A 25,209-nucleotide genomic window follows, 5' to 3' on the forward strand; every position below is an offset into this window, starting at 1 on the left:
TTTTACGCAAACGCTTGCTATTTATCCGATTGCGATAGCAAGGATCTTCCTCGTTTGGCAACCAGCACGATCAGGATCAGCACCGGAATACCGAGCAGGCTGGTGCTGATGAAGAAGCTGCTGTAGCCGAACTGCTCGACGAAACGGCCGGAAAAACCCGCCAGCAGCTTGGGCAGCAGCAGCATCACCGAGCTGAACAGGGCGTACTGGGTGGCGGAGAAGGCCACATTGGTCAGGCTCGACAGATAGGTCACGAAGGCGGCCGTGGCAATGCCGGCACTGAGGTTGTCCAGCGAGATGATCAGGGTCAGCAGCTCCAGGTTGTGGCCCACCTCGTTGAGCAGGGCGAACAACAGATTGGTGCTGGCGGTGAGCAGGGCGCCGAGGAACAGAATGCGCAGGGTGCCAAAGCGCATCACCAGCACACCGCCCAGAGCGGCCCCCACCAGGGTCATGATGACCCCGTACACCTTGGTGATGGTGGCCACCTCGGTCTTGCTGAACTGCATGTCCACGTAGAAGCTGTTGGACATCACCCCCATCACCACGTCCGAAATGCGATAACAGGCGATGAGCCCGAGGATCAGCAGGGCCGAGCCGCCGTAACGGCGGAAGAAGTCGGCAAACGGGCACCAGATGGCTTCGTGGCTCCAGGCGCCGAGCCCGGCCAGCGAGGCGGGCCAGCCACGAGCGAGCAACAAGTCCTTGTGGGCCGCCTGCTGCTCATTCTGGCTGGCAAGGTCGATCACCGGTTCATGACAGCAGAGGGTGGTGATGACGCCGAGGGACATCAATCCCGCCATCAGCAGATAGGTGAGTCGCCAGCCGTTGTAGTCATAGCCGCTGTTGCTGCCGAGCCAGGCGGCCAGCGCCAGTGCACCGGCGCCGGCCATGATCATCGCCAGCCGGTAACCGGTCATGTAGGAGGCCGCCATGGCCGCCTGCAGCCGCTCGGGGGCCGACTCGATGCGATAGGCGTCGATGACGATGTCCTGGGTGGCGGAGGCAAATGCCACCAGCAGGGCGAACAGGGCCAGCTGGGCGAGCTGGGTCTTGGGATCGCAGAAGGCCATGCCCACCAGCGAGGCGGCTATCAGCAACTGGGAGAGCAGCATCCAGCTGCGGCGCCGGCCCAGCCAGCGAGAAAGCAGCGGGAGCGGCAGCCGATCCACCAGCGGTGACCACAGCCACTTGAAGCCGTAGGCCAGCGCCACCCAGCTCATGTAGCCGATGTCGGTCAGGCTGACATCCGCTTCGCGCAGCCAGAACGACAGGGTGCCGAACACCAGCAGCAGCGGCAGGCCGGAAGAGAATCCCATGGCAAACAGGATGAGAACCCGAGTCTCAAGGTAGACGGCGAGCGAGTCTCGCCAGCTCGGTGTACGGACAGTGTTCAAATACCTGACTCCTCTGGGAAAATTGCGCCATTTTGTCAGGTTCGAGAGGGATAGCCAAGGCAAGCCGGGGGTGACGTTGCGCGATTCAGGGGCGCAGGCCGATGCAGTGGCGCGGCAGCGGCCCGTCCGTGGTCAGGTAATTGGCGCACTCCATCAGCTGCAGGCGCAGCCAGACGTCGGCGATGATCTGCTGTTCATCCCATTGGTGCAGGCTGTGTAGCAGGTGCCAGAATACCCCCTCCTGCTCGGAGGCCGGGGTCTTGTCGGTGGGAACCTGGGGCAGATCCTGCCAGTGGGACAGCAGCTGCCAGCTCAGATCTTCCAGCTGTTGATAGGGGATCTCTCGTGCCAGAAAGTGACGAACCGTCTGGGCCAGCGGGATGGCATGCTGGGCGATGTAATCATTGCAGGTCACCGGAACCTCCTTCTCCTCTTGTGGGCCTAGTCCCGAACAGCGGGGCAAGGCCAGAGTATAGAAAGGGGCGCCGGCGACCCAGCGCGCGGGGTGGCGGAATGTGATCCGCTCCGCGTTATTTGTCTGCCAGCAGCACCACTTTCTTCAGGATGATGGGGCTGGTGGGAACGTCGTTGGCACGCAGGATCGGGCTGTAACCGGTCTGCACCTGGGCCAGCTTGTCCAGCACCTCCATGCCCTGCACCACCTGGCCAAACACGGTATAACCGGCGCCGGCATTGGCGTTGAGGTTGTTGTTGTCGACCAGGTTGAAGTAGAACTGGCGAGTGGCACTGTCGACTGCCTGGGTGCGGGCCATGGCGATGCTGCCGCGCTTGTTGGGCAGGCCGCCCTTGGACTCGTTGACCACGGGATCGAAGGTCGGCAGTTGCTGGAACTGCTGGTTGTAGCCGCCCCCCTGCACCACGAAGTCCTGGATCACCCGGTGGAAGATGCTGCCGTCATAGCTGCCATCTGCCACGTAGCGCAGGAAGTTCTTCACCGTCTGCGGCGCCTGTTTGGACGCCAGCTCCACCACGATATTGCCGTGGTTGGTCTCCATCCTGACCTTGGGGCCGGCGAACGCCAGCGGGGCGATCAGCATGGCCAGTAACCAGAGTTTTTTCATCTATCCGCTCCTCGCTCAGCTCGGCTGACCCTTGAGATAACCGCGCAGGGCGTTGTCCGCCATGATCTGCTGCAGCAGGCTGCCCAGCTGCTGGTTCAGGATGGACTCCAGCTCGGCCATGCTCGGCTCACCCGGGCCTTCCTTGCTGGAGGACATGTTGAACTGCTTGGTCAGCTTGCTGCCCTGGAAATCGGCGATCACCTGCAGGCTGACGCGGGACTTGGTGACATAGGTGAAGGTCTTCTCTTCCACCGTGACCGCAGCGCTGGATATGGCCAGGGTCAGGTTGGTGGTACCGCTGTTGCCCACTTCCAGCCCCTGGCTGCGCAGCCCTTCCGCCAGCTTTTCGGCCAGCAGGTTGTTGAGCGGCTGTTCGCTGTTGACCAGTACGGCTGCCTTCTCTTTCTTCTTGATGGAGAAGACGTAGGCGGCTTCACGCTTGTCCACCCCTTCCAGGGTGATGCGGTTGCCGGAGTAGTACTGCTGATTGGAGGGGATCACCTGCGGGTTGAGCAGGGCAGTCTCCGGCCAGTGAGTCGCACAACCACCCAGCATCAGGGCGGCCAGCAGCAAGAGTGACTTTTTCATCATGGGTTTCCTTTAGCTTTCTGTTTAGCGTTTGATGGCTTTCAAAATAACGAATTTACTGTTCGACGCAACGACTTGTGCGTTGGCAAACAGGCGCTTGAGCTTGTTGTGATAATCCAGGTGACGGTTGCCTACTATCCAGAGTTCGCCGCCCTTGGGCAACACCCGATGGGCATCGCTGAACATCTGCCAGGCGATATGGTCGGTGATCGCCTGCAACTGGTGGAACGGCGGGTTGCAGAGGATCCGGTCCACCGAGCCGACCGCCACGCCGTCGAGGCAGTTGTTGACCAGGAAGTGGGCGCGGGGCAGGGCAGCCGGCAGATTGTGTTCGACGTTGAGCCAGGCCGAGGCGACCGCCATGTGGGACTCGTCGATGAAGGTCACCTCCACCTCGGCGTCTCGTGCCAGCAGGGAGAGCCCCAGCACGCCGTTGCCGCAACCCAGATCGATCACCTTGCGGGCGCTGTGGATCGGCAGGTTGTCCAGCATGAAGCGGGCGCCGATGTCCAGACTGGTGCGTGAAAACACGTTGGCGTGGTTGTGGATGAGCATGTCGGTGCCCTCCAGCGGCCAGATCGTGGGAAAGGGATTGGCCAGCGCGGGCCGTTCGGCAGGCGTAGCGGCCGGTGTGCAGTGGATGAGGCGGGCCTTCTTCCAGGCCAGCGAGGTGCGGGTCGGCCCCAGGTATTTTTCAAACAGCGCCAGAGTGGAGCTGTGGATGTCCTTGGCCTTGCCGGCGGCGATGACGCGGGTAGCGGGGGTGGCCACCTGGCGCAGGGCCAGCAGTTGCTGCTCCAGCAGCGCCTGATACTTGGAGACCTTGATCACCACCAGTGCGGGGGCATCGGGCAGGGAGGCCAGTGCATCCTGCAGGCGGATGGCATGGGGATCCAGGCCGTTTTCCACGAGGTTGGCCAGGGTGGCCCGCTCGCTGATATGGGAGTCGGTCACGCTGACGGGAGCATGGCCGTGCAGGTAGGCGGCCAGCGCGCCGAAGCCGTCGTTCATGATGATGACCGGGCCGTCGCGCTCGAGGGGCTCCTCGGCCAGGGTGTTGATCAGGTACTCGTCTGCGGCGTCCCAGGCCTGCAACGGATCCTGGAGCTGGCGTGGATAGCGATACAGGGTCAGGCGACAATGGGCCGTGTCGAGAAGGGTTTGCATAGGCGAAGTGTCCAGCTGATTCATGTAACGGGCGCCGACGGGGCGCAAAGTGGCGCTATTCTAGCGGGGGCGGAGAATTTCACCAGCCCCGGCCGCCACGGCAGCGGGGGAAAAGCGTGCCATTTTCCCGTTCTGGACGATTTCGTCATCCGGCCAACCCTGGCTACAATGGCCGGACATCCACTTTGGGAGTTTTGCTCGTGACCATGCAACAACAGATCGAGGCCAAGCTGGCCGCCGCCTTGTCCCCCAGCCATCTGGAAGTGATCAACGAAAGCTACATGCACCGGGTGGCGCCGGGATCCGAGAGCCACTTCAAGGTGGTGGTGGTGAGCCAGGCGTTCGAGGGGCAGCGGCTGCTGGGGCGTCATCGTCAGGTCAACGGAGTGCTGGCCGAAGAGTTGGCGGGAGCCATTCATGCATTGGCGCTGCATACCTATACCGAGCAGGAGTGGCAACAGCGGGAGCAGGCACCGACCACCCCCAGCTGCGTCAGCAAAAACGGCCTCTCCTAAGGCTATTGACGAATTGATTACTCAATCTGCGACTAGTTAACAATTCATAAACGTTTTCCGGTGGCGTTCCGGGCTGTGGAACGGGACGCCAACCTCCCGCCCTGACATCAAGATTTCTAATCCTTTTTTGAACATAAAAACCATTACCCATTTTTAGGTAATAATGGCTAACTCGAAGCCGCGCCTGAGGTTTCGTGAAAAAAAGCTGCGTGATTAAATTTCGATGATTTTGTGATAGAGCGGGGATTTTCCCCATTTTGCATGGCAGGCAACTCGCCATAAGTGGTAAACTCAGGCGCTTTTGAATGACCCTGTATGTTGCTGATTTGTTTATTTCTTCGACATCATCCCGCAACATCAACGGGCTCATTCAACAACTCGTCGTGATGTATTTCTCGGCGCTAACCAACCTGTCTTCCCTTAACGGTAGTGCAAGTGAGTATGATTACAATTAAAAGAGGACTGGACATCCCCGTGCTGGGTGCTCCGGAGCAAGTAATCTACGATGGCCCGGCCATCACCCGTGTTGCTACACTCGGCGAAGAGTTCGTGGGGATGCGTCCTACTATGTTTGTCAAAGTAGGTGATCGCGTCATTAAAGGTCAGGAGCTCTTCGAAGATAAGAAGAATCCCGGCGTTAAATTCACGGCCCCCGCCACCGGTGTGGTTTCAGAGATCAACCGGGGTGCCAAGCGCATTCTGCAATCCGTTGTCATCGATATCGATGGGTCCGACGAGCAGGTGACCTTCGAGCACTTTGCTTCTGCCGAGCTGGCCAAGCTCGAGCGCAGCAAGGTGCAGGAGATCCTGGTCGCGTCCGGCCAATGGACCGCGTTGCGTACCCGCCCGTTCAGCAAGGTGCCGGCCGTGGGTTCCACCCCTCGCGCCATCTTCGTCACCGCCATGGACACCAACCCGCTGGCTGCCAGTGCGGAGCTGATCATCAAGGAACAGGCTCAGGCTTTCCTCGACGGTCTGGCCGTGCTGACTCGTCTGACCGATGGCACCGTCTACGTCTGCAAGGGCGAGGCGAGCCTGCCGCACGCTTCCCTGGCGCAAGTCAAGGAAGAGGTGTTCGTCGGCCCGCACCCTGCCGGTCTGCCCGGTACCCACATCCACTTCCTGGACCCGGTCGGTGCCAAGAAGGTGCAGTGGCACATCAACTATCAGGATGTGATCGCCTACGGCAAGCTGTTCACCACCGGTCAGATCTTTACCGACAAGGTGATCGCGCTGGCCGGCCCGAACGTGGTCAAACCGCGTCTGATGCGTACCCGCATGGGTGCCTGCATCAGCCAGCTGACCAACAACGAGCTGCGTGCGGACGAGAATCGCATCATCTCCGGTTCCCTGCTGAGCGGTGCCAAGGCCGAAGGGGTACATGACTACCTGGGTCGCTACCACAATCAGGTCAGCGTACTGGGTGAAGGTCGCGAGAAAGAGTTCCTGGGTTGGGTCAATCCCAGCGCCAGCAAGTTCTCCATCACCCGTACCACCCTCTCTCACCTGATGAAGGGCAAACTCATCAACTTCACTACCACCACCAACGGTAGTGATCGCTCCATGGTGCCTATCGGCAACTATGAGCGCGTGATGCCGCTCGACATCCTGCCGACCCTGCTGCTGCGGGATCTGGTCTCCGGCGACACCGACAATGCACAAGCACTCGGCTGTCTGGAGCTGGATGAGGAAGATTTGGCGCTTTGTACCTTCGTCTGCCCCGGCAAGACCGAGTACGGCCCAGTCTTGCGTGAGTGCCTGACCAAGATCGAACTGGAAGGTTAAGCGATGAGTTTCAAGCAACTTCTTGAAAATATGGAACATCACTTCGAGCCGGGTGGCAAGTACGCCAAGTACTATGCCCTGTTCGAAGCGGCGTACACCCTGTTTTATACCCCGGGTTCCGTGACCCGCAATGCCGCCCACGTCCGTGATGCGATCGATCTGAAGCGCATGATGATCATGGTGTGGCTGGCCGTGTTCCCGGCCATGTTCTGGGGCATGTACAACGTCGGCAACCAATCCATCGCCGCCATCGCCCATCTGGGCACGGCTGCCGGTGCCGACACCTGGCAATACACCATCGCCACCCTGCTGGGTGCTTCGCTGGATCCGGCCGTCGCCGGCATCGGCAGCAAGATGCTGATCGGTGCTGCCCACTTCCTGCCCATCTACCTGACCGTGTTCCTGGTCGGTGGTTTCTGGGAAGTGCTGTTCGCCATGGTGCGCAAGCACGAGATCAACGAAGGTTTCTTCGTGACCTCCATCCTGTTCGCGCTGATCGTGCCGCCCGAGCTGCCCCTGTGGCAAGCTGCCCTGGGTATCACCTTCGGTGTGGTGCTGGCCAAGGAAGTGTTCGGTGGTACCGGCAAGAACTTCCTGAACCCGGCGCTGGCGGGTCGTGCCTTCCTGTTCTTCGCCTATCCGGGCCAGATCTCCGGTGATGCTGTCTGGGTTGCCGTCGACGGCTACTCGGGTGCCACCGCGCTGAGCCAGTGGGCCCAGGGCGGCCAGATGGCGCTGATCAACGGTGCCACCGGCCAGACCATCAGCTGGATGGACGCCTTCCTTGGCAACCTGCCCGGTTCCATCGGTGAAGTCTCCACCCTGATGATCCTCATCGGTGCGGCCATGATCGTCTACATGCGGATCGCCTCCTGGCGCATCATCGCCGGTGTGATGATCGGCATGGTAGCGACCTCCCTGCTGTTCAACGTCATTGGTTCCGATACCAACCCCATGTTCAACATGCCGTGGCACTGGCATCTGGTGCTGGGCGGCTTCGCCTTTGGTATGGCCTTCATGGCGACCGATCCGGTCTCCGCTGCCTTCACCAACAAGGGCAAGTGGTGGTATGGCGCCCTGATCGGGGTGATGGTGGTGCTGATCCGGGTGGTGAACCCCGCCTTCCCGGAAGGCATGATGCTGGCCATTCTGTTTGCCAACCTGTTTGCCCCCTTGTTTGACCATTTCGTGGCGCAGGCGAACATCAAGCGGAGGATCGCTCGTGGCGTTTAATAAAGACTCTACTGTCGGCACCCTCACCATAGTGACCGGTCTGTGCCTGGTCTGCTCCATCGTGGTCTCCGTGGCAGCCGTGGGACTGCGTCCGGCCCAGCTGGAAAACCGGGCGCTGGACAAGCAAAGCAACATTCTGTCCGTCGCCGGTGTCGACATCAGCAGCGTGGCCAAGCGCGATCTGGCCCAGCTGTATGGTGACAAGATTGAAGCGCGTCTGGTCGATTTGACTACCGGTGAGTTCGTTGACGGCGATGCCGACAACTTCGATACCAAGCTGGCGGCAAAAGACCCGGCCAAGAGCATTCGTCTGGCCCCGGCCGACGACAAGGCCGGCCTGCGTCAAATCTCCAAACTGATCCCGGTGTTCTTCGCGAAAGATGCCGAGGGCAAGGTCGACAACATCATCCTGCCGATCTACGGCCAGGGTCTGTGGTCCACCATGTACGCCTTCGTGGCGGTCGCGGCCGATGGCCAGACCATCAAGGGCATCACCTACTATGACCACGGTGAAACCCCGGGTCTGGGCGGCGAGATCGAAAATCCGGCCTGGCGCGAGCTGTTCGTCGGCAAGAAGCTGTTCGATCAGGATGGCATGCCGGCACTGCGGGTGATCAAGGGTCATGCTCCGGCTGGTTCCGAGCATGAGATCGATGGCCTGTCCGGCGCGACCCTGACCGGTAACGGCGTACAGCATACCTTCGACTTCTGGATGGGTCCCAAGGGCTTCGGTCCTTTCCTGGCCAAGGTTCGTGCAGGAGAAATCAACAATGGCTGACAAGAGCGAAATGAAAAAGTTGCTGTTGACGCCTGTGCTCGGCAACAACCCCATCGCACTGCAGGTGCTGGGGGTCTGTTCCGCGCTGGCCGTTACCAGCCAGATGAAGACGGCGTTCGTGATGACGCTGGCCGTTACCGCGGTCACCGCCTTCTCCAACCTGTTCATCTCCCTGATCCGCAACCAGATCCCGAACAGCGTGCGGATCATCGCCCAGATGGCGGTGATTGCCTCGCTGGTTATCGTGGTTGACCAGGTGCTCAAGGCGTATGCCTACGACATCTCCAAGCAGCTGTCGGTGTTCGTCGGCCTCATCATCACCAACTGTATCGTGATGGGTCGTGCCGAAGCCTATGCCATGAAGAGTGCTCCGCTGCCCTCCTTCCTGGACGGTATCGGCAACGGTCTGGGTTATGGCGCCGTGCTGCTGACCGTGGCCACCGTGCGCGAGATCCTGGGCTCCGGTACCTGGTTTGGCATCGAACTGCTGCCGCTGGTGAACAATGGCGGCTGGTATGTGCCCAACGGCCTGCTGCTGCTGCCGCCGAGTGCGTTCTTCATCATTGGTCTGATCATCTGGGGCGTGCGCACCAAGGATCCCAAGCAGGTGGAGGCGAAGGATTAAGGTATGGAACACTATATCAGTCTGTTGATTCGCTCGATCTTCATCGAGAACCTGGCGCTCTCCTTCTTCCTGGGGATGTGTACCTTCCTGGCGGTGTCCAAGAAGGTCAAGACCGCCATGGGCCTGGGGATCGCCGTTATCGTGGTTCAGACCGTGGCCGTCCCGGCCAACAACCTGATCTACAACTACGTCCTCAAGGACGGTGCCCTGGTTTCCGGCCTGGATCTGAGCTTCCTGAGCTTCATCACCTTTATCGGGGTGATCGCGGCACTGGTGCAGATCCTGGAGATGGCGCTGGACAAGTACTTCCCGGCTCTCTACAACGCGCTCGGTATCTTCCTGCCGCTCATCACCGTGAACTGCGCCATCTTTGGTGGCGTCTCCTTCATGGTGCAGCGTGACTACAACTTCGTTGAGTCCGTGGTCTATGGCGTGGGTTCGGGTGCCGGCTGGATGCTTGCCATCGTCGCGATGGCGGGGATCCGCGAGAAGATGAAGTATTCCGATGTTCCGGAAGGCCTGCGTGGCCTCGGCATCACCTTCATCACCGCGGGTCTGATGGCGCTGGGCTTCATGTCCTTCTCTGGTATTTCCCTGTAATCGGAAAGGAAATATAGATGGAAATTATTCTGGGTGTGGTCATGTTCACCGTGATCCTGCTGGCCTTGGTGGCAGTCATTCTGTTCGCCAAGTCCAAGCTGGTGACCGCCGGTGACGTGACAATCAGCATCAACGGCGACCCGGCCAAGGCTGTCACCAGCCCGGCGGGTGGCAAGCTGCTCGGCGTGCTGGCCGGCAGCGGTATCTTCGTCTCCTCCGCCTGCGGCGGCGGCGGCTCCTGTGGTCAGTGCAAGGTACGGGTGAAATCCGGCGGCGGCGATATCCTGCCGACCGAGCTGGATCACATCAGCAAGGGCGAAGCCCGTCACGGTGAGCGTCTGGCCTGTCAGGTCACCGTTCGTTCCGACATGGACATCGAACTGCCGGAAGAGATCTTCGGGGTGAAGAAGTGGGACTGTACCGTCATCTCCAATGACAACAAGGCCACCTTCATCAAGGAGCTCAAGCTGCAGATCCCGGATGGCGAGAGCGTACCGTTCCGCGCCGGTGGTTATATCCAGATCGAAGCGCCGGCTCACCACGTGCAGTACAAGAACTTCGATATTCCCGAGGAGTATCGCGGTGACTGGGATCGCTTCAAGATCTTCGAGCTGGAGTCCAAGGTAAACGAGCCGATCATCCGTGCCTACTCCATGGCCAACTATCCGGAAGAGTTCGGCATCATCATGCTGAACGTGCGGATCGCGACCCCGCCGCCGAGCAACTGGACTGCCCCTCCCGGCCAGATGTCCTCCTACATCTTCAGCCTGAAGGCTGGCGACAAGGTGACCATCTCAGGTCCGTTCGGCGAGTTCTTCGCCAAGGACACCGATGCCGAGATGGTGTTCATCGGTGGTGGTGCCGGTATGGCACCGATGCGTTCCCACATCTTCGATCAGCTGCGCCGTCTGAAGACCAAGCGCAAGATGAGCTTCTGGTACGGTGCCCGTTCCAAGCGCGAGATGTTCTATGTCGAAGACTTCGACATGCTGCAGGCCGAGAACGACAACTTCCAGTGGCACGTCGCCCTGTCCGATCCGCAACCGGAAGACAACTGGGACGGCTACACCGGCTTCATCCACAACGTGTTGTTCGAGAACTATCTCAAGAACCACGAGGCGCCGGAAGATTGCGAGTTCTACATGTGCGGGCCTCCCGTCATGAACGCTGCCGTCATCAACATGCTGAAGAACCTCGGTGTTGAAGACGAAAACATCCTGCTGGATGACTTTGGTGGTTAATCAATGCACAGTGTTGTAAAGACCTGGCTAGCCTTCGGGCTAGCCTTTTTCTTGACTGGGTGCGGTCAGGAACAAACGGTCCAATCGAAGCCGGAGATCCATATCACCGGCAGCACCATGGGTACCTATTACTCAATCAAGGTGGCGGACAGCGTCATCACGGATCCCGCCAAGTTCCAGGCCGAAGTCGATGTGCTGCTGGAGCGGGTCAACGATCAGATGTCGACCTACCGCCCGGATTCCGAGCTGTCGCGCTTCAACCAGCATCGCGGCTCGACGCCGGTGGTGGTCTCCCGCGACACCGCGCGGGTGGTGACCGAGGCCATTCACATTGGCCGTGAGAGCCGCGGGGCGCTGGACGTCACCGTCGGCCCCTTGGTCAATCTGTGGGGCTTCGGGCCTGATGCCAGACCGACCAAGATGCCTTCCGACGAGCTGATCACCCAGACTCGCCAGAAGACCGGGCTCGGCAATCTGCACGTGATCACCTCGGCCGATGCCGATACTCTGCAAAAGGACATCCCGGATCTCTACGTGGATCTCTCCGCCATCGCCAAGGGCTTTGGGGTCGACAAGGTGGCCGAGTATCTGGAGTCCATGGGCTCGCGCAACTATCTGGTGGAGATCGGCGGCGAGCTGCGGATCAACGGCGTCAACGGCAAGGGGCGCCCCTGGCGCGTCGCCATCGAGAAGCCGACCGCCAACGCCGGTTCGGTGCAGGAAGTGATCGTGGCCGGTGACAACGGGGTGGCTACCTCGGGCGAGTACCGCAACTATTACGAGCTGGACGGCAAGCGCTTCTCCCACACCATTGATCCCATGACCGGCAAGCCGATCCAGCATCGGATGGTGTCGGTGACCGTCATTCACCCCTCCTGCATGACCGCAGACGGGCTGGCGACCGTGTTCATGGTGCTCGGCCCCGAGAAGAGCCTGGCCTATGCCAAGGAGCGGGGCTTGGCTATCTTCGTGATCACCAAGACGGATGATGGCTTCGAGGAGTCCTACTCCGATGCCTTCAAACAGTATCTGGTTAGAAAATAAGGGGCGGTAACATGCAGATTTTTTTGATCACCTTCGGGGTATTTCTGGCGGTAGTGGTGGCCATGGCCATCGGTTACATCTTCCAGAAGAAGACCATCTCCGGCTCCTGCGGCGGGCTCGGCAGCATAGGTATCGAAAAAGAGTGTGATTGCCCGGAACCCTGTGACAACCGCAAGAAGAAGATGGCCAAGGAAGAGGCCCGTCGCAAGATGCTGGCGGAGAACCGGATCATCTGAGCGGACAGGGCACCGAGTCGCATTCGACCCCGTGCCGGATAACCGACGGGCTGATCTGATGGTCAGCCCGTTTTTTTTTGCAAAAGACTCAGTAGTCGTATTGCTGGCAGGCTTTCTTCTTGAACTCGGCCCGCCAGCGTGCCAGCTCCTCCCGGGTGCCCAGCTCGTCGCCCTGTTTGATGGCCTGCTCCAGCGCCGCGATGCGGTCATACAGCCAGCTGCATTCGGCGGTCGGGTTGTCCTTGCTGCTGCCCGGCTGTGCCAGCAGGCAGAGCCCCAATCCCAGCCAACCTATCTTCATCTCACCCTCCTTGCGTGATGCGCTAACCAATGGTGCCTTAAGAGGCTATATCCGACCCTCATTTCATGCCGATGGCAGAATTGGCAGCACTGGGTTAGCATAGGCAGGTTACCTGTTTATTCGTACAGTGGTATGCGCAAGATCATTCACATCGACATGGACTGCTTCTATGCCGCGGTAGAGATGCGGGACAACCCGGCCCTGCGCGAGGTGCCGCTGGCCATCGGCGGCTCGGCTGACAGGCGCGGCGTCATCTCGACCTGCAACTATGTGGCGCGCCGCTTCGGGGTGCGCTCCGCCATGCCGAGCGCTCTGGCACGCAAGCTCTGCCCGCCGCTGGTGCTCATCCCCGGCCGGATGGCGGTCTACAAGGAGGTCTCCCGCCAGTTGCGGGTCATCTTTCTGCGCTACACCGAGCAGGTGGAGCCGCTCTCCCTCGATGAGGCCTATCTCGACGTGACGATGAGCCCCTGCTGTGGTGGCAGTGCCACCCTGATGGCCCGCGAGATCCGCGCCGCGATCAAGGCCGAGCTGGGGTTGACCGCCTCGGCCGGGGTGGCGCCGAACAAGTTTCTGGCCAAGCTCGCCTCCGAGCAGCGCAAGCCGGACGGCCTGTTCGTGATCCGCCCGCAGGAGGTGGATGAGTTCGTGCGCCAGCTGCCGCTTGGCAAGTTGCCTGGCATCGGCCGCAAGACCGCGGATCGGCTGGAGTCGCTCGGCCTTTACTCCTGCGAAGATGCCCGCCAGCTCGGCAACGAGGAGCTGATCGCCCGTTTCGGCAAGCTCGGGGAGATGCTGGCCGGGCGGATCTGGGGCCACGACGAGCAGCCGGTGCAGGCCCAGCGGGTGCGCAAGACCATCGGGGTGGAAACGACGCTCGCCAGCGACGTGCTGGATGAGGCCGCCTGCTGGCAGGTGCTCCGCCAGCTTATCCCCGAGCTGGAGCAGCGCTTCTCGGTCAGCCACGGCAAGGAGCAGCTGATGGGGCAGGGGATCAAGCTCAAGTTCGCCGATTTTCAGCAGACCACTGTCTACCGGCGCGGCGGTTACCAGCCGGAGCGGTTTCACGATCTGCTGCACGAAGGCTTGCTGCGGGCGCAGGGCAAACCCATTCGGCTACTGGGATTGGTGGTCGGCCTGCCCGCGGCCGGCGAAGTGAACCAACTTGCCCTGGATTTAGCGTGATAAGGTTAAGTTTTTGTTTCTAAAACCGATACACTGATCACATCTGTAAAAAGCTAGGAAATGGTGGCATGAGTTCTCTTTCTGTTCAGGGGCGGATCACCCTGATCGCCGGTTGTTGTTTGTTGGCCAGTGCCGGAGCCTTGGTGGCCTCTTCTCTCTTCAGTGCTGCCAACATGCAGGATCAGGTGCTGACTTCCACCACGGCGGAAGCCCAGAGTGCGGCCGAAAACTGGATGAAGGCGATGGGTTCGGAGCAGGCGGCCAAGGTGACCAGCTATCTGGACGAGGCCTACTTCCGGGCCACTCTGCTGGGGCAGGGGATCCTGTTCCAGCGCAAGAATGCGGCCGACAACTTCGGCTCCTCCGAAACGCTGCGTACCGCCGTCAATCAGCAGTTGCACGACGCGGCCGCCTCCTCTGACAACCTGCTCGGCGTCTATGCGGTGTTCGAGCCGGATCAGCTCGACGGTGAAGACAGCAATTATCATGGCTCCAGCGCGCTGGGCTCCAACGATCAGGGCCGCTTCTCCACCTACTGGGCGCGGGTCGACGGCAAGATCGAACCCGAGGTGCAAAACGAATCCGTGCTGGCGGACGAGAGCCCGACGGCGGCCGGCGGGGTGGAGAACGAGTGGTATCGCTGCAGCATCCGCAGCAAGGCGCTCTGCCTGCTGGAACCCTACCTTGATGATGTGGGCTCGCAGAAGGTGCTGATGACCTCGGTCACCGTGCCCCTGCTGGAGCAAGAGAAGCTGCTCGGCATGGTCGGCGTCGATATCTCGCTGACCGCGCTGCAAAGCCTGGTCAAGGAGATGGATCAGGAGCTCTACGAGGGACAGGGCAAGGTGCTGCTGGTCAGCAGCCAGGGCCGTGTCGCCGGCGTGGACGGCTTTGATGTCACTCTGGGCAGCCCGCTCGGCCAGCAATACCAAGCGCTGGCCGGCGAGCTGCAGGGCTGGCTGGGTCAGGGACAGGTCAGCAGCCGCTGGAGTCCTGACGGCACCCTGTTGCAGACCTTCGTGCCGGTCAAGATGCGGGGCACCGAGCAGAAATGGGGCATCTACATCGAACTGCCGCGCAGCGTGGTGTTGGCGTCGGCCCTCCAGCTGCAGGACGACCTCTCCGGTCAGGCCAGCCGCAGCGTGATGACCCAGCTGCTCATCGGCGGCCTCATCTCGGCGGTCGCCCTGATCTGCATCTGGCTGATGGCCCACCAGATAGTGGCCCCCATCCGCGCCGTGGTCGCCCGCCTCAAGGACATTGCCAGCGGCGAGGGGGACCTCACCCAGCGCATCGAGCTGCGTCGTGACGACGAAATTGGCGAGCTGGCCAAGTGGTTCAACAGCTTCTTGAACAAATTGCAGAGCACCATCAGCCAGGTGATCGATACCGTAGCCGGGACTCGTGCCAGCGCCGAACAGGCCGCCAGTGTTGCCGAGCGCACCAGTGCCGGCATGCAGGCCCAGTATCAGGAGGTGGATCTGGTGGCGACCGCGTTCGAGGAGCTGAGCGCCACCGCCCTGCAGGTAGCGGGCAATGCCAACTCGGCGGTGGCCGCGGCCAACCAGGCGGATACGGCGGCGCAGGAGGGCAAGTACGTGGTGGCGGATACCCAGGAGGCGATGCGCAAGCTGATGGCGGTGATCAGCGACGCCAAGCCGGTGGTAGAGCACCTGTCGGCCAACAGCGAGAACATCAACGACATCCTGGTGGTGATCCAGGGGATTGCCGAGCAGACCAACCTGCTGGCGCTCAACGCCGCCATCGAGGCGGCGCGGGCCGGTGAGCAGGGCCGTGGCTTTGCGGTGGTGGCGGACGAGGTGCGCAATCTGGCGGGTCGCACCCAGAACGCCATCGTCGAAATTCAGACCCTCATCGGCCAGCTGCAGTCCGGTACCGAGGCCGTGGTGAAGGCGATCATGACCGGCCACAGCCAGGCGGATCTGACGCTCACCAAGGTGGACCTGTCGGTCAGCGTGCTGGAGCAGATCATCCACGCGGTGGCGACCATCCATCAGATGAACGAGCAGATTGCCAGGGCGGCGCAGGAGCAGAGCGGGGTGGCGGACGAGATCAATCGCAACGTCAGCAACATTCGCGATGTGAGCCACACCATCCGCGCCGAGGCGGCCAGCTCCGCCGAAAACGGTCGCGAGTTGTCGGCACTGGCCGACAAGCAGCAGCAACTGGTGGGGCAGTTCAAGGTATAGGGATAAGAAAAAAGGCGCCATCCAACCGGAGGCGCCAAACACATTCAGATGACAGACTGGGTTAAATCGGTCCGATTTAAACCCCTCTTCCCGCAGAGGAAGAAACACAACACCACAATCGCAGTCCAGTGACTCACAAAAATCACATGTAAACCAACATGGAAGAGAAAAAGCGAGCCATATGACAACGGATTGCGAAGCGAATTATGTTTATTCACTGGTCGACCCGCAACCGACAAATTATAATGCGGCCCATTAGAAAAACTCATCGTCGGCTGGTCTCATGTCTCGTCGTTTACCCCCGCTCAATGCACTGAAAGCATTCGAAGCCGCGGCTCGTCATTTAAGCTTCACCCGGGCTGCGGAAGAGCTTTTCGTGACCCAGGCTGCCATCAGTCACCAGATCAAGGCGCTGGAAGAGTACCTCGGCATCAAGCTGTTTCGCCGCAAGAACCGCTCCCTGCTGTTGACCGAGGAGGGGCAGGGCTACTTCCTCGACATCAAGGACATCTTCACCTCCATCTCGGAGGCGACCGACAAGCTGCTGGCGCGCAGCGCCAAGGGGGCGCTCACCGTCTCTTTGCAGCCGAGTTTCGCCATCCAGTGGTTGGTGCCGCGGCTGGTGAAGTTCAGCGAGCGCCACCCCGACATCGATGTGCGGATCAAGGCGGTGGACATGGACGAGGGTTCGCTCACCGACGATGTGGACGTAGCCATCTATTACGGTCGTGGCAACTGGCCTGGGCTGCGCGCCGACAAGCTGCACACCGAGTATCTGATCCCGGTCTGTTCACCGTTGCTGCTGACCGGCCCCAAGCCGCTGCGTACCCCGGACGATCTGACCCGCCACACCCTGCTGCACGACACCTCGCGCCGCGACTGGAAGGCGTGGTTTCGCCAGCTCGACATCGATGCGCCCAACGTCAATCAGGGACCCATCTTCAGCCACTCCACCATGGTGATCCAGGCGGCCATTCACGGCCAGGGGGTGGCCCTTGGCCACAGCGTGCTGGCCCAGCCCGAAATAGAGGCCGGCCGCCTCATCTGCCCGTTCGAGCAGGTGCTGGTGAGCAAGAACGCCTTCTATCTGGTGTGCCAGGAGCAGCAGTCCGATCAGGGCAAAATAGTCGCTTTCCGCGACTGGATGCTGGAGCTGGTGGAGCAGGAGGAGGCCCGTCGCCGGGCACGGCTGGCCGATGCATGAGGTGATCCGGGAGGGGGCTGTCGATGCCCCCGTCCGCATTTTGCTGGCCCACGGCGCCGGCGCGGGCATGGAGCACGCCTTTCTGGCCGAGCTGTCACGCCTGCTGGCCGGGCCGGACATCGAGGTGGTGCGCTTCAACTTCCCCTACATGAGCAAGCGCGCGCTGGATGGCAAACGCAGACCACCGGACAGGCAACCCGTGCTGCTGGCGCACTGGCGCCAGATGGCGAAGGAGTTTGCTCATCCCCGGCTGTTTCTGGCCGGCAAGTCGATGGGCGGGCGGATGGCGGCCGAACTCTATCAGGATGGCGAGGACGAGATGAATGCTGCAGGATTGCTCATTCTCGGGTATCCTTTCCACCCCCCGGCCAACCCCGACCGCTGGCGGGGTGACGTGCTCAAGCAGATCAAGACGCCGACCCTGCTGTTGCAGGGGGAGCGCGATACTTTCGGCACCCGTGCCGAACTGGCTGATTTTCCCTTCTCACCCGCCGTATCGGTCCATTGGCTGACCGATGGTGATCATGGCTTCAAACCGCGCAAGAGCAGCGGGGTGAGCGAGCAGGAGAACCTGCGGCAGGCGGCCGGGCAGATCAAGAACTTCATCGCGACCATCCCGACGCAGACGTGAGGATGGAAAGCGAAACGACGAGGAGGCAAGGGATGCAATTCCATCGACATTGGCTGGTGCTGGCGGGTGTGTTCGGTCTGACGGCAACCCTGCTGGGGGCCTACGGTGCCCATGGTCTGGCGGCCAGCGGGATCGAGCCTTCGCGTCTGGCGGCGTTCAATACCGCCGTGCAGTATCAGTTTTTCCACGCCCTGGCCCTGCTGGTGCTGGGGTGGTGCGGTGTGCGCAGCAAGGTCATCACCTTTGCCGGCACCGCCTTCGTGCTGGGGATCCTGGGATTCTCCGGCAGTATTTATGCCATGGTGCTGCTCGGCAGCAAGGGGCTGGGGCTGATTACCCCGGCCGGTGGCCTCTGTTTTATGTTGGGATGGGCGGCTCTGATATGGGCTGGCTGTCGTCTTGGAGGAAAAAATGAATAATCTGCTGCTTTATTGCCGCCCCGGTTTTGAGAAAGAGGCGGCGGCAGAGATCACCGAGCGTGCCAGTAACATGCAGTGCTACGGTTTCGCCCGGGTCAAGGACGACAGCGGTTACGTGATATTCGAGCTGTATGACGAGGAGCAGGCCGATCTGCTGGCGCGCAAGTTGCCGTTCAGAGAGCTGATCTTCATTCGCCAGATGCTGGTAGTGACCCATGAGCTGAAGGATCTGGATCTGTCGGATCGCATCACCCCCATCCTGGAGGCGACCCAGGGTTACGCCATCTGCGGCGATCTGCGGGTGGAAACCGCCGATACCAACGAGGCAAAAGAGCTGTCGGCCTTCTGCCGCAAGTTCACCGTGCCGCTGCGCCAGGCGCTGCGCGGCAACGAGTTGCTGACCAAGAAGGAGACCCCGCACCGGCCGGTGTTCCACGCCTTCTTCCTGGCCAATGACCACGTGTTGCTGGGTTACTCCTACTCCTTCAACAACTCCGAATTCCACATGGGCATCCCGCGTCTGCGCTGCCCGGCCGATGCCCCGAGCCGCTCTAGCCTCAAGCTGGAAGAGGCCTTCTACGTGTTCGTGCCGCGGGAAGAGTGGGACCTGCGCCTCACCTCCGGCATGAAGGCCGTCGATCTGGGCGCCTGCCCGGGTGGCTGGACCTATCAGCTGGTACGACGCGGCATGATGGTGACGGCGGTGGACAACGGCATGATGGCCCAGTCCCTGATGGATACCGGTCAGGTCAAGCACATCCGCGATGATGGTTTCGTGTGGCGGCCGAGCAAGAAGAACACCTATTGGCTGGTGTGCGACATGGTGGACAAGCCGGCGCGGGTCACCCACATGATCGCCGACTGGTTCCGGGAGAGCGATTGCCAGGAGGCGATGTTCAACCTCAAGCTGCCGATGAAGAAGCGCTACGCCGAGGCGGTGCACAACATCGAGGTGCTGCGCGAGCTGCTCAAGGAGATCGACAACGCCTTCGTGATCCAGGCCAAGCAACTCTATCACGATCGCGAAGAGATCACGGTGCACGTCTACAACAAGTACTGGGTGTCCAAGCTCTCCGCCAAGGAGTAATTGCTGGCGATGAGCCACTGACCACAAGGCCGACAACCCACGGGTTGTCGGCCTTGTCATTTCTGCGTCATCAGAAACGGTAATCGAAGCGCAGCGAGGATTCGCCGTCGGTGAGCTTGAGTTCGATGTCGAGCGGGATGGTGCGATCGGTCGGGCTGAACTCCAGCTTCACCCCGTTGCCGCGCAGCTTGATGGAGGTGTTCATACCGGCGGTCTTGAACTTGATCCTGGGTTTGTGCTGCTCGAAGGAGAGGCTCACGCTCTTCTCGGCGGTCAGGTTCAGTTTCTGGTAGGGAGTGACCTGACTGTTGCCATCGCTGTCGGTCACGACATCCATCCCGAAGGAGAGCGGTTTGGGTGCCTTGAGCAGGTCGTTGGTGTCCACGTTGGAGCGCCAGACCTGGCTGGCCTGCTGGGAAGAGGGGGGCAATTGCGGCCAGGCATTCTCGACCGGTCTGTCTACTGCCATGGCGTTGCTGCTGATGAGCAGCAGGGTAACGATAGCGCGCATAATGGATCTCCTTATCCCTTATCTATTGAACATAGTAGCCAATCGACAAAGGGGGGAGAGCACCGCGAGATAAAACAAAGGGAGCCGAAGCTCCCTTTAAAAATCAATATCTTGAGTGTAATTACAAACGGTCGATGATGGATTGGGTGAACTCGCTGGTGGAGGCGGTGCCCCCCAGATCCCGGGTCACCCGGTCGCCGGATTCGATGGTGGCGCGTACCGCTTCGCGGATCCGTTCGGCCTTGTCCTGCATGCCCAGATACTCCAGCATCTGGATGGAGGCGAGGATCACCGAAGTCGGGTTGGCGATGTTCTTGCCGGCGATATCCGGCGCCGAGCCGTGCACCGCTTCAAAGATGGCGGCGCCATCGCCGATGTTGGCGCCAGGCGCCATCCCTAAGCCCCCCACCAGACCGGCGCACAGATCTGACAGAATGTCGCCGAACAGGTTGGTGGTGACCATGACATCGAAGCGCTCCGGGTACATCACCAGGTTCATGCAGGCGGCATCGACGATCATCTCTTCGTTCTGGATGTCCGGGTAGCGGCTGGCCACTTCACGGGCCACTTCCAGGAACAGGCCGGAGGTGGACTTGAGGATGTTGGCCTTGTGGATGATGGTGACTTTCTTGCGCCCTTCCTGGCGCGCCAGCTCGAAGGCGAACTTGACGATGCGTTCCGCCCCTTCGCGGGTGATGATGCTCATCGCCTCGGCGCTCTTGTTGTCGTCGCTGCGCTTCTGACCGGCACCCGAGTACATGCCTTCGGTGTTCTCGCGTACCGTGATGATGTCGATGTTGTCGTAACGGCTGCGGGTCCCCTTGAAGGAGAGCACCGGGCGGACGTTGGCGTAGAGGTTGAATTTCTTGCGCAGGGAGACGTTGATGGAGGTGAAGCCACCGCCGACCGGAGTGGTGAGCGGGCCCTTCAGGCTGACCTTGTTCTTCTCGATGAGATCCAGCGTCGCCTGGGGCAGCAGCTCGCCGTGCTTCTCCAGCGCCACCAGGCCGGCGTCTGCGTATTCGTATTCGAAGTCACAACCGGTGTGGGTCAGGATCTGGATGGCGGATTCGATGATGCTGGGGCCGATGCCGTCGCCCGGGATGACGGTAATTTTTCTTTTTGACATGAGACGTATCCACTTCTAGGGAACAGAGGGGGAGGATTCGGCGGTTTTATACCATTTCTACACCTAACCCTCCATGTTTCTTTACATTCTATCTGTTTTTGTCAACAGCGAGAGTGAGTCCGGTCATGCTTGGCGGTTTCGCTTTGTCAGGCTTCGGGAGCCGGTGGATAGCGGATCTCCCGCAGGTTGAAGCCGAGCGGAATGTCCCGCTGCAGCCGCACCAGCCGTTGGGCCAGTAGGGCCTCATTCTGGTGCTGGCGCAGCTTGAGCAGCGCCTTGGCGGCGTCTTCCTGCTGGCAGGCCGCCAGCAGGCTAGCCAGATCGCCGTATTGCTGCAGCAGCTGGGTGGCGGTCTTGGGGCCGATGCCGGGCACCCCCTTGATGTTGGAGCCGCCGATGCCGGTGAGGGCCCAGAAATCCACCAGTTGTGCTGGCGCCACCCCGTACTGCTGCTCGACGAAGGCGGCATCCAGCCAGCGCTTGTTGAAGTAGTCGCGGATCTGGATCTGCGGGCAGATGAGCTGGCAGAACCCCTTATCGGTGGAGATGATGGTGGCTCTGGCACCGTGCTGGGCAATACCGCTGGCCAGGGTGGCGATGAGATCATCCGCCTCGTCGGTCTGGGAGAGCAGGGCGTCCACGCCGCACTCCCAGAAGGCATCCTGCAGCTCGTTCAAGCCCTCACGCAGCTCGGTCGGCATGGGGGTTCGCCCCTCCTTGTAGGCCGAGTAGACTTCCTTGCGCCAGCTGTGCACCTCGCCGTCGAACACCGCGATGACGTGGGTCGGCTCGCTGGCGGCCAGCAGCTTGCGGCAGGTGTTGATGAGGTTGGCACGGGTGGCGATCAACGCCTGGGCCGGGGTCAGCGCCTGCTGGGCCTGTACCGCGTGCAGCCGGCGAATGAGATTGAGGGCATCGATGATGAGCAGGTGTGGTCTTGGGTTTGACATGGGGCACTCTTGGCAGTCGGGACGCCCCATTGTAACAAACCAGCGGGCTCGATGGGGGATTGATGGCGGCGGGCATCCCCTGCGACAAAAAAGGGGCGCCATGCGCCCCTCGATTCAGCTGTGCTGCCCGTCAGCGCACGATTTCGTAGCAGGGCACATACTGGCTGCCCGGCAGCTTCATGCGTTGCTGCTTGACGAAGCTCTCCAGCAGCTTGTCCATCAGGTGCATCAGCTCCTTGTCGCCGTGCAGCTTGAAGGGGCCCTTCTTCTCGATGGCGCGGATGCCCCCTTCCTTGACGTTGCCGGCGACGATGCCGGAGAAGGCTCGGCGCAGGTTGGCGGCCAGCAACTGGGGCGGCTGGTTGCGGTGCAGATCCAGGCTGGCCATGTTGGCGTGATCCGGCTCGAACGGCAGCTGGAACTCCGGCTCGATCTTGAGCGACCAGTTGAAGGAGTAGGCATCGCCGACCGATTTGCGGTATTCGCGGATCTTCGGCATCGCCTCTTTCATGACCCGGGCCACTTCCGGGGCATCGCCGACGATGATCCGGTAGAGGCTGGTGGCTGGTTCGCCCAGGGTCGCCTTGACGAAGTCGTCGATGGCGCGGAAGTAGTCGGCGCTCTCCTTCGGGCCGGTCAGGATGATCGGCATGGGCTGCCGCTCGTTGGCCGGGTGCATCATGATGCCGAGCAGGTAGAGCAGCTCTTCGGCGGTACCAACCCCGCCCGGGAAGATGATGATGCCGTGGCCGAGGCGCACGAAGGCTTCCAGCCGCTTCTCGATGTCCGGCAGGATCACCAGCTCGTTGACGATGGGGTTGGGCGGCTCGGCGGCGATGATGGAAGGCTCGGTGAGGCCGATGTAGCGGCCGTTGCGCACCCGCTGCTTGGCGTGGCCGACGGCGGCCCCCTTCATCGGACCCTCCATGGCACCCGGACCACAGCCGGTGCAGATGTTGAGCTCACGCAGGCCCAGCTCGCTGCCTACCGCGCGGGTGTACTGGTACTCGATCTCGTTGATGGAGTGACCGCCCCAGCAGACCACCAGATTGGGGTCGGCGCCCGGCAGGATCGCCTTGGCGTTGCGCAGGATGGCGAACACCACGTTGGAGATGTGGGTGGAGCTGGTCAGGTTGACCAGCCGGTTGGACTCCAGCTGGGTCGACACATAGAGGATGTCGCGCAGGACGGAGAACAGGTGCTCCTGAATGCCGCGGATGATCTCGCCATCGACGAAGGCGTGCTCGGGGGCGTTGAACAGCTCGAGCTTGACCCCGCGCTCGCGCCGGATCACATGAATATCGAAGGATTTGAAGCGCTCCAGTATCTCTTTGGAGCTGTCGGTATGGCTGCCGGAGTTGAGTACCGCCAGCGAGCAGTTGCGAAACAGTTGATAGATATCGCTGGAAGCGGTTTGCTTGAGGCGGTCCACCTCGAGCTGGGACAGCAAGTCCATGCTGCCGACTGGATTGATGTGCGTAATCATAGGTTCCCCTTTCACTCGCTTGTTATCGTTGTGCTTTTCCCTGGGGAGAAAACGGGATGCCCTGTGGCATCCCTTGAATTTGATAGTAGATGTAAGCGGTGGGGCAGGGGAATAGGGGGAAAGTGCGTTTGCTGCTTTTTTAGTCGCCTATCAGGCCAGATTGACCTGATCCCGACCCGAGTTCTTGGAGCTGTAGAGTGCCTTGTCGGCCCGCTCGAACGCATCCGTGGTGTGATCTCCTTCCCTAAACAGGGTGGCACCGATGGAGATGGTGATCTCGACCCTGGCATCGCGAAAACGGAACGGAATGCTCTTGATGGTCTGGCGCAAGGTCTCCAGCGGCTTCTGGAACTTGTCAGGGTTGATGTTCGGCAGCAGCACCACGAACTCCTCGCCGCCGAAGCGGGCGATGAAGTCGGTGTCGCGCAGGGCCCCCTGCAGCGCCTTGGCAACCACCTTCAACGCCTTGTCGCCGGCCATGTGGCCGTAGTTGTCGTTGATGTGCTTGAAGTGGTCTATGTCGATGATGGCCAGGCACAGCGGCGTGTTGTAACGCAGCCAGCGTTTGTATTCGAGCTCGAGCCGCTCGTCGAGGGCCGCCCGGTTGTGCACCTGGGTCAGGCTGTCGAGGAACAGCTTGTGTTTCTGGATGGTGAGCCGCTTCTTGTATTCGGCGGTCTCCTCCTTCATCAGCCGCAGCTTGGCCTCCATGGTGGAGAGGCGGGTCAGCAGGTGGCGCTCGCGGGCGGCCATGGCCTCTCTGTCCTGCAGCAGCAGGTTGATGGCCCCCATGTGGCCGGAGATGGCCCCCTTGAGGTCATCAATGGTGTCATGGCTGGCCAGGGTATGGTCGATGGCCTTGAGCTCCCTGTCGATGGCCTTGCGGGTATCCAGGGTGGCGCTTTGCAGGGCGCGCCCCTCGTCGAGGGATTCGGTAAAGCTGAAGTGGACCGCCGAGAGGCTCTCGTTGAGGGTGCTGAGGAACGCCTGGGAGGCTTTGCGCTCCTCGCGGGTACCCTCGATGATGAGCTCGATCACCTGCAGGCAGATCTCCGCCAGCAGGGGAGGGGTGATGCCATTGAGCAGTTGGCGGCGAATGTCCGCCAGGCTCTCGCCGACGGCGCCGGCAAAGTCGAGTTCGGTGATGAGCCGCTGCAGCTCGTCGGCGATGTGGGCGTGCACCTTGACGTCAAAGGGGGCACCCGGCTCCGGCGCGGCAAGGTCGGTGACCGTTTCGGCCTGGTTGCCGGCGGGCGTGCTCTGGGCCAGCAGGGGCTGGGTGGGCAGCAGCTGGATCTTGATGGCCTGCTGGTAGAACTCCAGCAGCCGGATCACCTTCTTCTGGTGATCGCCGATGCCATAGCCATCCGGGCTTGCCAGAAACTCCTTGAGGGATTTGCGGGTATCTTCCGGAAAGCCCTTGAGGGCCTTGAGCTGTTTGCTGCCGAGCTCGATGGCGGACTTGGTCAGGGAGATGGACTCTTCCAGCGCGTTGCCGTGCTGCTGCAGCAGCTTCTCGATGACGGCGAGGTCGGCATCGAGGGATGAGAGCGGCGGGTTGCCATCGAGTTTCTGCTTGAGCTTGGCGAGCTTGTTGTCCAGCTCGCGATCGTGGCCGCGACAGGCCTGCATCAGCTTGGCGATGAACTGGATGCTGCGGGCGCGTTCGGTGTCGGAGAAAGAGACGACGCCGTCCAGCTCCAGCTGCTTTTGCTGAAGGGATTCCCTGAGTCTGGCCAATTGTCCGGCTACGGCAGCGATATCATTCATTATTCAGGTCGCCCTGTTGTCATTATCGTTGTTGT

26 protein-coding genes are annotated in these 25,209 nt (G+C 61.1%); 15 read left to right on the top strand and 11 right to left on the bottom strand.

Annotated elements, in window-relative coordinates; genetic code table 11:
* Positions 1-17: 17 nt before the first annotated feature.
* The 5 genes from E5E97_RS10175 to E5E97_RS10195 form a co-directional block, all read right to left on the bottom strand.
* Positions 18-1,397, bottom strand: coding sequence for an MFS transporter (locus tag E5E97_RS10175; RefSeq protein ID WP_171280236.1), 1,380 nt, complete (start codon positions 1,395-1,397; stop codon positions 18-20).
* 85 nt (positions 1,398-1,482) lie between these two features.
* The gene (locus tag E5E97_RS10180; protein ID WP_041217194.1) at positions 1,483-1,812 is read right to left on the bottom strand and encodes a hypothetical protein; all 330 of its coding nucleotides are present in this window, start codon (positions 1,810-1,812) and stop codon (positions 1,483-1,485) included.
* Positions 1,813-1,927: 115 nt separating this feature from the next.
* Positions 1,928-2,479 (bottom strand): peptidylprolyl isomerase, encoded by a 552-nt coding sequence (locus E5E97_RS10185; protein WP_005303575.1) that lies wholly within the window; start codon positions 2,477-2,479, stop codon positions 1,928-1,930.
* 15 nt (positions 2,480-2,494) lie between these two features.
* Complete coding sequence (locus E5E97_RS10190; RefSeq protein ID WP_011705058.1) at positions 2,495-3,067, bottom strand: YajG family lipoprotein; 573 nt, start codon at positions 3,065-3,067, stop codon at positions 2,495-2,497.
* Between the two features lie 24 nt (positions 3,068-3,091).
* On the bottom strand, positions 3,092-4,234 hold the full coding sequence (locus E5E97_RS10195) for a methyltransferase (protein WP_171280237.1): 1,143 nt from the start codon (positions 4,232-4,234) through the stop codon (positions 3,092-3,094).
* A 206-nt stretch (positions 4,235-4,440) separates the two neighbouring features.
* On the opposite strand from E5E97_RS10195, the gene E5E97_RS10200 reads away from it, so the two are divergent.
* The 9 genes from E5E97_RS10200 (at position 4,441) to nqrM (ending at position 12,291) form a co-directional block, all read left to right on the top strand.
* Positions 4,441-4,749 carry a BolA family transcriptional regulator gene (locus E5E97_RS10200; protein ID WP_011705060.1) on the top strand — a complete coding sequence of 103 codons (309 nt, stop codon included), beginning with the start codon at positions 4,441-4,443 and terminating at the stop codon, positions 4,747-4,749.
* A 441-nt stretch (positions 4,750-5,190) separates the two neighbouring features.
* Positions 5,191-6,534 (top strand): Na(+)-translocating NADH-quinone reductase subunit A, encoded by a 1,344-nt coding sequence (locus tag E5E97_RS10205; RefSeq protein ID WP_118881736.1) that lies wholly within the window; start codon positions 5,191-5,193, stop codon positions 6,532-6,534.
* 3 nt (positions 6,535-6,537) lie between these two features.
* Positions 6,538-7,767, top strand: coding sequence for an NADH:ubiquinone reductase (Na(+)-transporting) subunit B (locus tag E5E97_RS10210; RefSeq protein ID WP_011705062.1), 1,230 nt, complete (start codon positions 6,538-6,540; stop codon positions 7,765-7,767).
* Positions 7,757-8,545, top strand: a complete 789-nt coding sequence (locus E5E97_RS10215; protein ID WP_011705063.1) for a Na(+)-translocating NADH-quinone reductase subunit C — start codon at positions 7,757-7,759, stop codon at positions 8,543-8,545. The genes E5E97_RS10210 and E5E97_RS10215 overlap by 11 nt, the downstream gene beginning before the upstream one ends.
* Positions 8,538-9,170: an NADH:ubiquinone reductase (Na(+)-transporting) subunit D gene (locus tag E5E97_RS10220; RefSeq protein ID WP_005303545.1), complete on the top strand. Its 633-nt coding sequence runs from the start codon at positions 8,538-8,540 to the stop codon at positions 9,168-9,170. Before E5E97_RS10215 ends, E5E97_RS10220 begins: the two co-directional genes overlap by 8 nt.
* Positions 9,171-9,173: 3 nt before the next feature.
* A complete protein-coding gene (nqrE, locus tag E5E97_RS10225; protein ID WP_005303538.1) occupies positions 9,174-9,770 on the top strand; it encodes an NADH:ubiquinone reductase (Na(+)-transporting) subunit E in 597 nt (198 codons plus the stop codon).
* A gap of 17 nt (positions 9,771-9,787) precedes the next feature.
* Positions 9,788-11,011 carry an NADH:ubiquinone reductase (Na(+)-transporting) subunit F gene (gene nqrF / locus E5E97_RS10230; protein ID WP_011705064.1) on the top strand — a complete coding sequence of 408 codons (1,224 nt, stop codon included), beginning with the start codon at positions 9,788-9,790 and terminating at the stop codon, positions 11,009-11,011.
* Positions 11,012-11,014: 3 nt separating this feature from the next.
* Complete coding sequence (locus E5E97_RS10235; protein WP_118881735.1) at positions 11,015-12,055, top strand: FAD:protein FMN transferase; 1,041 nt, start codon at positions 11,015-11,017, stop codon at positions 12,053-12,055.
* An 11-nt stretch (positions 12,056-12,066) separates the two neighbouring features.
* Positions 12,067-12,291 (top strand): (Na+)-NQR maturation NqrM, encoded by a 225-nt coding sequence (gene nqrM, locus E5E97_RS10240; protein WP_011705066.1) that lies wholly within the window; start codon positions 12,067-12,069, stop codon positions 12,289-12,291.
* A gap of 88 nt (positions 12,292-12,379) precedes the next feature.
* On the opposite strand, the gene E5E97_RS10245 is transcribed toward nqrM, so the two are convergent.
* A complete protein-coding gene (locus E5E97_RS10245) occupies positions 12,380-12,592 on the bottom strand; it encodes a hypothetical protein (protein ID WP_029301604.1) in 213 nt (70 codons plus the stop codon).
* A 132-nt stretch (positions 12,593-12,724) separates the two neighbouring features.
* On the opposite strand from E5E97_RS10245, the gene dinB reads away from it, so the two are divergent.
* The 6 genes from dinB to rlmM all read left to right on the top strand — a co-directional run bounded on the left by dinB (position 12,725) and on the right by rlmM (position 19,328).
* On the top strand, positions 12,725-13,777 hold the full coding sequence (dinB, locus tag E5E97_RS10250) for a DNA polymerase IV (RefSeq protein WP_118881734.1): 1,053 nt from the start codon (positions 12,725-12,727) through the stop codon (positions 13,775-13,777).
* A 68-nt stretch (positions 13,778-13,845) separates the two neighbouring features.
* Positions 13,846-15,987 (top strand): methyl-accepting chemotaxis protein, encoded by a 2,142-nt coding sequence (locus E5E97_RS10255; RefSeq protein ID WP_118881733.1) that lies wholly within the window; start codon positions 13,846-13,848, stop codon positions 15,985-15,987.
* 283 nt (positions 15,988-16,270) lie between these two features.
* Complete coding sequence (locus tag E5E97_RS10260; protein ID WP_005303519.1) at positions 16,271-17,191, top strand: transcriptional regulator GcvA; 921 nt, start codon at positions 16,271-16,273, stop codon at positions 17,189-17,191.
* Positions 17,184-17,822, top strand: coding sequence for an alpha/beta fold hydrolase (locus tag E5E97_RS10265; RefSeq protein ID WP_118881732.1), 639 nt, complete (start codon positions 17,184-17,186; stop codon positions 17,820-17,822). Before E5E97_RS10260 ends, E5E97_RS10265 begins: the two co-directional genes overlap by 8 nt.
* Positions 17,823-17,854: 32 nt before the next feature.
* The gene (locus E5E97_RS10270; RefSeq protein WP_011705071.1) at positions 17,855-18,241 is read left to right on the top strand and encodes a DUF423 domain-containing protein; all 387 of its coding nucleotides are present in this window, start codon (positions 17,855-17,857) and stop codon (positions 18,239-18,241) included.
* Positions 18,234-19,328, top strand: coding sequence for a 23S rRNA (cytidine(2498)-2'-O)-methyltransferase RlmM (rlmM, locus tag E5E97_RS10275; RefSeq protein WP_016349849.1), 1,095 nt, complete (start codon positions 18,234-18,236; stop codon positions 19,326-19,328). The genes E5E97_RS10270 and rlmM overlap by 8 nt, the downstream gene beginning before the upstream one ends.
* Positions 19,329-19,398: 70 nt before the next feature.
* Here the strand turns inward: rlmM and E5E97_RS10280 are convergent, their stop codons facing one another.
* The 5 genes from E5E97_RS10280 to E5E97_RS10300 form a co-directional block, all read right to left on the bottom strand.
* On the bottom strand, positions 19,399-19,839 hold the full coding sequence (locus E5E97_RS10280; protein ID WP_011705073.1) for a hypothetical protein: 441 nt from the start codon (positions 19,837-19,839) through the stop codon (positions 19,399-19,401).
* Positions 19,840-19,960: 121 nt separating this feature from the next.
* The gene (locus E5E97_RS10285; protein ID WP_171280238.1) at positions 19,961-20,968 is read right to left on the bottom strand and encodes an isocitrate dehydrogenase; all 1,008 of its coding nucleotides are present in this window, start codon (positions 20,966-20,968) and stop codon (positions 19,961-19,963) included.
* Between the two features lie 146 nt (positions 20,969-21,114).
* The gene (gene xni / locus E5E97_RS10290) at positions 21,115-21,918 is read right to left on the bottom strand and encodes a flap endonuclease Xni (protein WP_171280239.1); all 804 of its coding nucleotides are present in this window, start codon (positions 21,916-21,918) and stop codon (positions 21,115-21,117) included.
* Positions 21,919-22,048: 130 nt separating this feature from the next.
* Complete coding sequence (gene ppnN / locus E5E97_RS10295) at positions 22,049-23,404, bottom strand: nucleotide 5'-monophosphate nucleosidase PpnN (protein WP_011705076.1); 1,356 nt, start codon at positions 23,402-23,404, stop codon at positions 22,049-22,051.
* A 150-nt stretch (positions 23,405-23,554) separates the two neighbouring features.
* Positions 23,555-25,174, bottom strand: coding sequence for a diguanylate cyclase (locus tag E5E97_RS10300; RefSeq protein WP_043162988.1), 1,620 nt, complete (start codon positions 25,172-25,174; stop codon positions 23,555-23,557).
* Positions 25,175-25,209: the final 35 nt, after the last annotated feature.

Origin of the sequence: Aeromonas sp. 2692-1 (assembly GCF_013085505.1) — a bacterium.
In the GTDB taxonomy this organism is placed as follows: domain Bacteria; phylum Pseudomonadota; class Gammaproteobacteria; order Enterobacterales; family Aeromonadaceae; genus Aeromonas; species Aeromonas hydrophila.